This window comes from bacterium (assembly GCA_035371905.1).
GTDB lineage: Bacteria > Ratteibacteria > UBA8468 > B48-G9 > JAFGKM01 > JAMWDI01.
This window is the reverse complement of record DAORXQ010000011.1, coordinates 25,775-32,735: the sequence shown is the minus strand read 5'-3', so window position 1 is coordinate 32,735 and position 6,961 is coordinate 25,775. Positions and strand designations below refer to the sequence as shown.

General features: G+C 27.7%; 10 protein-coding genes. 2 read left to right on the top strand and 8 right to left on the bottom strand.

The window, feature by feature from the left end; genetic code table 11:
- On the top strand, positions 1-759 hold a 759-nt coding region (locus PKV21_02335), incomplete at its 5' end, for a lysylphosphatidylglycerol synthase transmembrane domain-containing protein (protein HOM26329.1).
- Between the two features lie 9 nt (positions 760-768).
- On the opposite strand, the gene PKV21_02330 is transcribed toward PKV21_02335, so the two are convergent.
- The 4 genes from PKV21_02330 to PKV21_02315 are packed head-to-tail and all read right to left on the bottom strand — an operon-like array spanning position 769 to position 2,919.
- A complete protein-coding gene (locus tag PKV21_02330; protein ID HOM26328.1) occupies positions 769-1,728 on the bottom strand; it encodes a 1-phosphofructokinase family hexose kinase in 960 nt (319 codons plus the stop codon).
- 2 nt (positions 1,729-1,730) lie between these two features.
- Positions 1,731-1,916 carry a 30S ribosomal protein S21 gene (gene rpsU / locus PKV21_02325; protein HOM26327.1) on the bottom strand — a complete coding sequence of 62 codons (186 nt, stop codon included), beginning with the start codon at positions 1,914-1,916 and terminating at the stop codon, positions 1,731-1,733.
- Positions 1,917-1,948: 32 nt separating this feature from the next.
- On the bottom strand, positions 1,949-2,104 hold the full coding sequence (locus PKV21_02320; GenBank protein HOM26326.1) for a hypothetical protein: 156 nt from the start codon (positions 2,102-2,104) through the stop codon (positions 1,949-1,951).
- Positions 2,101-2,919 carry a purine-nucleoside phosphorylase gene (locus tag PKV21_02315; protein ID HOM26325.1) on the bottom strand — a complete coding sequence of 273 codons (819 nt, stop codon included), beginning with the start codon at positions 2,917-2,919 and terminating at the stop codon, positions 2,101-2,103. The genes PKV21_02320 and PKV21_02315 overlap by 4 nt, the downstream gene beginning before the upstream one ends.
- A 245-nt stretch (positions 2,920-3,164) precedes the next feature.
- Between PKV21_02315 and PKV21_02310 the strand changes: the two genes are divergently transcribed.
- Positions 3,165-4,328, top strand: a complete 1,164-nt coding sequence (locus PKV21_02310) for an IS110 family transposase (GenBank protein HOM26324.1) — start codon at positions 3,165-3,167, stop codon at positions 4,326-4,328.
- 38 nt (positions 4,329-4,366) lie between these two features.
- Here the strand turns inward: PKV21_02310 and PKV21_02305 are convergent, their stop codons facing one another.
- Genes PKV21_02305 through PKV21_02290 form a run of 4 tightly spaced genes read right to left on the bottom strand, consistent with a single transcriptional unit; the run spans position 4,367 to position 6,896 of the window.
- Positions 4,367-5,152, bottom strand: a complete 786-nt coding sequence (locus PKV21_02305) for a Gfo/Idh/MocA family oxidoreductase (GenBank protein HOM26323.1) — start codon at positions 5,150-5,152, stop codon at positions 4,367-4,369.
- Positions 5,146-5,331 (bottom strand): hypothetical protein, encoded by a 186-nt coding sequence (locus PKV21_02300; GenBank protein ID HOM26322.1) that lies wholly within the window; start codon positions 5,329-5,331, stop codon positions 5,146-5,148. The genes PKV21_02305 and PKV21_02300 overlap by 7 nt, the downstream gene beginning before the upstream one ends.
- Positions 5,332-5,334: 3 nt before the next feature.
- On the bottom strand, positions 5,335-6,186 hold the full coding sequence (gene rfbD / locus PKV21_02295; GenBank protein ID HOM26321.1) for a dTDP-4-dehydrorhamnose reductase: 852 nt from the start codon (positions 6,184-6,186) through the stop codon (positions 5,335-5,337).
- Between the two features lie 11 nt (positions 6,187-6,197).
- A complete protein-coding gene (locus tag PKV21_02290) occupies positions 6,198-6,896 on the bottom strand; it encodes a PIG-L family deacetylase (protein ID HOM26320.1) in 699 nt (232 codons plus the stop codon).
- Positions 6,897-6,961 lie beyond the last annotated feature (65 nt).

Genomic DNA, 6,961 nt, shown 5'->3' with positions numbered 1-6,961 from the left:
TTCAAAAAAAAACTTTCATATTTTTTGATTTGGAAACTTACAATGATAGGTTTATTTTTTAATAATTTTCTTCCAACATCAGCAGGTGGCGATATCGTAAAAATTTTTTATATTGTGAAAGAGCAGGAAAAAAAATTTTTAAGTGGCATATCAGTTTTAATTGATAGGTATATAGGGGCTTTATCTATTATGATAATGGGAACAATTTCTGTATTTTTTTATAAAGGAATTGAAAAAAAATTTCAGTACATAATTTTTGTTTTTCTGTTTTTTTTAATTTTTGCTTTTTTCTTTTTTTCTAAAAGAAAAATTGCTTCACTTTTTTATTCTCCAATTAAAAAGTTTATACCCGAGTTTTTAAACCGTAAACTTCTAAATCTCTATAGTTCAATTTACTTTTATTTTACAGAAAACAGTAAAAACTTGAAAATAGCAATTTTGATAAGTTTTATTTTACAGATTCTTTCAATTTTTTCTCAATATCTTATAGGAGTTTCAATAATCAAAAGTAATTTAAATGTTCTACTTTTTTTTGTTTTTATTCCTTTGATATGGACATCTACTTTAATTCCATCCTTAGGAGGACTTGGAGTTAGAGAATTTACTTATATTTTTCTATTTTCTGATTTTATTGGTGAACAGAATGCTTATGCTCTTTCTATTTTAGTACTTACCACTGTTGTTTTGAATAGTTTAATAGGTGGATTTATTTTTTTAACCTTTGAAACAAAAAGAAAACTAACAGAGAAAAATTATTAAGTGAAGAGTTTACTGGAAAGTTATATTAAAATCTGGATTTTCATAAATTCTTACATATTTAAGAACCTTTTTTATTCTTGAAAGTGATGGCATTTTTGTTCCTTCTTCTTCAACTTTAGCTGTACCACAGGCAACAGCAAATTTTAGACATTCTTCATAAGTTTTTTTTCTTTTTAATTTATATATGAAACCGGATAAGAAAGCATCTCCACATCCAATACTACTTTTAAAATCAACTTCTGGTGGTTTTGAATAAAAAAGTTTATCTTTTGTAAATAATATTGCACCATCTTTACCGAGAGTAATAAGTACAATTGAAATATCGGAATTTATTAAAGAAATACATATATTTTTTAAAGTTTCAAAATTTTTAATCTTTGTATCAAAACATCTTTCAATTTCCTGTAAATTTGGTTTTATTAAAAAGGGTTTTTCTTTTATACTTTCTCTCAAAACATCTCCATCAGCGTCAACTATTGTTAAAACTTCAAATTTTTTTACCCGTTTTATAATCTCTGCATAAATGTTGTTTTTAATACCAGGAGGGATACTACCTGACATTACAACAAAATCTCCTTTTTTTAAATTTAAATTCAATAAAATCTCCCAAAATTTATTTATTTCTTTATTAGTTATCAAAGGTCCTTTTTCATTAAATCTTAAAACTTTTTTTTCTGATATAAAATTATAAATATTTCTCAAATTACCCTTTATCATAATAGGTACAATTTTAATTTTTTCTTTTTTAAGTAGTTTTTTATACAGTCTACCATTATTCTTACTGAGAAAGGTTATTGTGATAGGTTTTTCTCCAAGTTTTCTTAACATTCTTGAAATATTCATACCCTTTCCACCTGGATCAATTCTTGTTTTTTCAATTCTGTTAACATCATCATCTATTATATTGCTTAAATAAAAAGAATAATCAATACTTGAATTCAAAGAAATTGTGTATATTAAGGAAGGCATTTTTATTTACTTTTAATGGTATTTAAATGAGGTCTGTATTTCCTCATTTTTTTTCTTTTTCTTACTTCACTCGGTTTTTCATAAAACTCCCTTGCCTTGATTTCTTTTATTATTCCTTCTCTCTCTACCTCCCTTTTAAATTGTTTAAATATTTTTTCAAAATTTGTATTATTCACTATACAATTCACCTCCTTACTTTTTATATTAGGTTTTTAATGAATTAAATACTATCTATTTTATAAATTTTAGCACCACAGTGATTACATTTTATTTCTTTGCCTTCTTCTATTACATAACTATCAACCATAAAACATTTTCTGCATCTTACTGTTATTTTTGACTTTGTTTTTGTTTTCATCTTTGTCTCTTTTTTCATAAATTCATTATAACTTTTTCTACTATTTTTGTCAATTTTGGTTCTGCAGAATTTGCAACTTCAACTATTTCCTCAAAAGATACTGGTTTTAACGCATCTGGTAAACACATATCTGTAATAACAGAAAGTCCCAATATTTTAAGTCCAAGATGAACCGCTGCAATAACTTCTATTACTGTTGACATACATACCATATCCGCACCAATACTTCTTAAAAACCTATATTCTGCTTTAGTTTCAAAATTTGGACCAAGAAGACCAACAAGAACACCCTTTTTTAAAGGTATTTTTTCTTCTATCCCTACTTTTTCAGCAATTTCAATCAAATCAGGTGAATAAGGAGAAAACATATCCGGAAATCTTGGACCAAATCTTTCGTCATTTTCTCCAACAAGAGGATTCTGTCCTGTAAGATTTATATGGTCAACTATTATAATAATATCTCCTTTTTTATAAAGTGGGTTTAAACCTCCAGCAGCATTTGACTCAATTAAAGTATTTATTCCAAGTAATTTCATAACTCTTATTGGAAAAACAACTTGATATGGAGTATATCCTTCATATAAATGAAATCTTCCCTGCATTGCTACTACATTTTTATTACCTATTTTCCCTATAACAAGATTTCCAAGATGTGTCTCAACTGTAGACATAGGGAAATAAGGTATTTCTTTGTAAGGGATAATTATACTTTCTTCTATTTTTTCAGCAAGAGCACCCAATCCAGTTCCAAGAATTATTCCAATATCCGGTTTTACTTTAATTTTACTTCTTATAAACTCTGCTGCTTCTTTTGCTTTTTCAAATTCTTTCATTTTTCCCTCCTAGTTAAATTTGGTTAAAAATATATTATTATATAACTTAAACTCTTTGAAAATTAAATTTTTAAAGAACAAAAAGGAGAGAAAAACATCATTTTTCCTGGGCAATAAGGCTCACAATAGAACATGTTTTCTCTCCCTTTCGTCCCATATTGGTTGATTGGGTATTTTTGACCCATCTTACCCGGGCACTTGGGACAAAGGGTATCTCCTCTCCCTAAAATAAAGGAGGTGATATCATGAAAAAGTTTAATTATTCTATCGGAATAGATGTAAGTAAAGATAGTTTTGTCGTATCTATTAAAGGTAATGATTTTATTAAGTCCAATCTCTCTTTCTCTATGGATAAATCTGGCTTTGAAAATTTTGCCTCTCAAACTATTCAGTTTAAAAATTCTTCTGTCTGTGCTTGTGAACCTACCAGTATTTACCACATAAATCTTGTTAATTTCCTCAAAGAAAAAGGGTATAATGTCTGTATGGTTAATCCTTATAAAGTTAAACAATTTTTCAGATTTTTTGCTAATAAACTTACCAAAACTGATAAGATTGACTCTAAAGTTCTTGCTGATTTTATTCAGTTTAATAATCAATCTCAAAATCCAACCTCTTGCCAGAAAGAACAATTCAGATACCTTGTTAGAGAAAAAGAAAATATATCCTTTCAAATCGCTCAAATTAAATCTGAAATTAAAAGAATTCTCTATCTTGTTTTTCCTGAAATTGTCAGAAATGGAAATGTCTTTTCCTCTGGTATTATTTCTATTCTTAAAGTTTTCCCTTCTGCTTACTCTATAAGAAGTGTTTCCGAAAGTCAATTTATATCCTCTGTAGAAAAATATCTCCCAACAAGAGGCAAAAAGCCAGACCTTAAACTTATTTACAAACTTGCATGTCAATCTATCGCTTACTCTTATCCTCATTTTGAAAAAATTCTCCTTTTGAAAATACAATATCTTGAATTTCTGGAAAATCAAATGAATTATATCTCCCAACTTATTGAAAAACTTGCTGACCAAATATATAAAAGAGAAATTGAAATACTTACATCTATCCCGGGTATTGCTAAAAAATCTACTATCTACTTTATAAGTGAAATTATGAATATTGGTAGGTTTGCTTCTTATAAAAAACTTATTGGATACTGTGGACTTGACCCTGTAATTAAGCAATCCGGAAAATATAAAGGTGTCTGGAAAATATCTAAAAGAGGAAATAGTCATGTAAGAAGAATTGCTTTTATTATGGCTGAATCTGTTAGAAAAATGACTCCTTATTTCAGAGATTACTATATTAAAAAAATTAATGAAGGAAAATCTTATAGACAGGCGATTATAGCTACTTCTACCAGATTGCTTAAGGTTATTTATTACTTGCTCCTTGATAACAGGTTGTTTAGTTAGTTTTTTCATTTTTTAAAATTTATATAGTTGACTCCTTTTTAAAAAGAAATATTGTTTTTATAAATTTCTTCAACAAGTTCCATTGTTTTAACAGCATCGGTGAAATTACATTCTGGTTCTTTATCGTTTTTTATACATTCAATAAAATGTCTATTTTCGTTGTAATAACCATAAAATCTATGAAATTGTTTACTTTTGGTTATATCAAAAGCTGAAAAAATTTCAGGTTCTTCTCTATTATCTTTAAATATTATTGCTCTGTCATTACAGTCAACAAAAGCAGAAATCCCAAGTGAATGAATTTCAAATGTATGAATTCTTTTGCCAACTGTCCAGTTTGTCAATAGAATTCCAGTAGCACCTTTTTCAAATTCTATTATTGCATTGAAAGCATTTGGTATATTAGAAAAATATGATTTTATAACACTTTTAATTTTTTTTACTTCTCCACACAACCACCTTAAAGTATCAACTGCATGGATACCATCACAGGTTAATATATCAACTGCTCCATTGTAATAGAGAAAATTGGGATACATATTCTTATAAAAGGTTGAAACAACCTGAATTATAGGTCCCTTTTTTTCAACAATTTCCTTTACTTTTCTTAATAAAGGAATAAATCTTCTATTGAAACCCACCATTGTTTTACAGTTGTTTTTAATTGCCAGGTCTGCCATATTTTGTGTTTGAAATTTAGTTATTCCCGGTGGTTTTTCTATAAATACATTCAATTTTCTATTTAAAGCATCTATAACAATATCATATAAATGATAGGGAGGCATAATTATATAAACTCCATCAAATTCATTTTCATCTAACATTTTTTGTATTCTGTATATCTCTTTTCTATTTTATATTTCTCTCCTGTATTTTTAAGTTTTTCTCTATCAATATCACATATGGCAGAAATTTCAACATCTTCTATTTCGCTCAATGAGGGATAATGAACCATATTTGCAAATCCCCCACATCCTACAAAACCAATTTTTACTTTTTTCATTTCCTATTCCTCCTCCAGAAATTTTTTTAGACTTGTTTCCCAAGAATCCATCTTTATATTTAAAGAATTAAGTAAATCAATAGATAATGCTGAAAATTTAGGTCTTTTAGCAATAATTCCATATTTTTTAGAAAAATCATCAAAATTTATTCCCTTGATTTCTGTATCCAATTTTAAAATCTCTTTCATTTTGTTTCCGAAGTCAAAAAAAGAACACCACCCTTCATTACAAACATTTATAATACCACAAAAATCCATTTCCATCAATTTAAAAATACAATTTGAAAGGTCAAGTGCATATGTTGGAGAATTTATTACATCTGTTGTCAAAAATATTTCTTTCCTTTCCCTTATAATTTCTTTTAATTTACTGCTAAAATTTTTACCTACTTTACCAAAAATTCTGGAAGTTCTTATTATTAAATATTTCTTACAGTTATTCATTATATATTTTTCTCCGAGAAGTTTACTTTTTCCATAAATATTTATCGGATTTGGTAGGTCTTTTTCTGAGTAAGGAGAATTTTTTAATCCATCAAAAATAAAATCTGTGCTTAAATAAATCAAAAAACAGTTAAAGTCATATGATAATTTCGCAATATTTTCTGTTCCTTGTGAATTCACTAAAAATGCTTTTTCAGGATTTTTTTCACAAAAATCAACATCTGTTAGTGCCGCAAGATGTATCACTACTTCAGGTTTTATATTTTTAAAAATTTCAAAACTTTTTTTAATATTTGTTATATCAAGTACTTCCTTGTTAAAAGAAAATACTGAATAATTTTTTCCATCAAATATTCTATTCAAATAATTACCAACAAGTCCATTCCCTCCTGTTATAAGAACTTTTTTCATTTTTCTAAAATTTATATGAGTTCAGCAGGTTTTATCCTTCCCCAGACATTTTCCATTCTGAAGGCTTCAGCATATAAAACACCGCATTGTAAACCTCTAAATTTTGACACTGTTTCAATGATATTTAAAGGGTCTGAAAGATGATGTCCTTTTATCCATTTATACTGACTTTCATGACATAGTAACATCTGTTTTTTTATTTCAAAGAAATCAGTTATGTCAACGTAGTGAGTTGGCTGGAACTTGAGACCTACAAGTGTATCCATATAAAAAATAGGTGTAATATGTTCGTGTGCTGGATATTCAGTTTTGTAATTTGGAAGGGTAGAAGTAAACGCAGCGTCAAATACTAGTTGTGCTGTATTTGTGTGGTCTGGCATATAATCTTCAGGTGAGTGTGTAATAATAATATCTGGTTTTGCATATCTGATTATATCAACTACTTTTTCCCTCATTTCTTTGGTATTGTAAATTTCAAGGTCTGAAGCAATTGGTCCTAAAACTTCTGCTTTTATTAAACTTGCTGCTTTTTTTGCTTCTTCGTCTCTAATTTTAGCAAGTTCGGATGGAGATATGTTTTTTCCACCTTTATTTCCATTACATAAATGAGCCATAAAGATTTTGTGTCCATTTTTTGAGTATTTTGCAAGTGTTCCTCCACACAGAATTTCAAGGTCGTCAGGATGTGCACCAATTGCAAGGATATTCATTTGTTACCTCCTTTTTTAAAAATAATTGTATCTTTTTTCGAATTCTATTTCAATTTGAATTATTT

Excerpts from the sequence above, each read along its gene's own strand:
- PKV21_02290 (HOM26320.1), bottom strand. The coding sequence starts at position 6,896 with ATGAATATCCTTGCAATTGGTGCACATCCTGACGACCTTGAAATTCTG.
- PKV21_02315 (HOM26325.1), bottom strand. The coding sequence starts at position 2,919 with ATGAAAGAATTTGAAAAAGCAAAAGAAGCAGCAGAGTTTATAAGAAGT.
- PKV21_02300 (HOM26322.1), bottom strand. The coding sequence starts at position 5,331 with ATGAAAAAAGTAAAAATTGGTTTTGTAGGATGTGGGGGATTTGCAAAT.
- PKV21_02320 (HOM26326.1), bottom strand. The coding sequence starts at position 2,104 with ATGAAAAAAGAGACAAAGATGAAAACAAAAACAAAGTCAAAAATAACA.
- PKV21_02305 (HOM26323.1), bottom strand. The coding sequence starts at position 5,152 with ATGTTAGATGAAAATGAATTTGATGGAGTTTATATAATTATGCCTCCC.
- PKV21_02310 (HOM26324.1), top strand. The coding sequence starts at position 3,165 with ATGAAAAAGTTTAATTATTCTATCGGAATAGATGTAAGTAAAGATAGT.
- PKV21_02330 (HOM26328.1), bottom strand. The coding sequence starts at position 1,728 with ATGCCTTCCTTAATATACACAATTTCTTTGAATTCAAGTATTGATTAT.
- rfbD (HOM26321.1), bottom strand. The coding sequence starts at position 6,186 with ATGAAAAAAGTTCTTATAACAGGAGGGAATGGACTTGTTGGTAATTAT.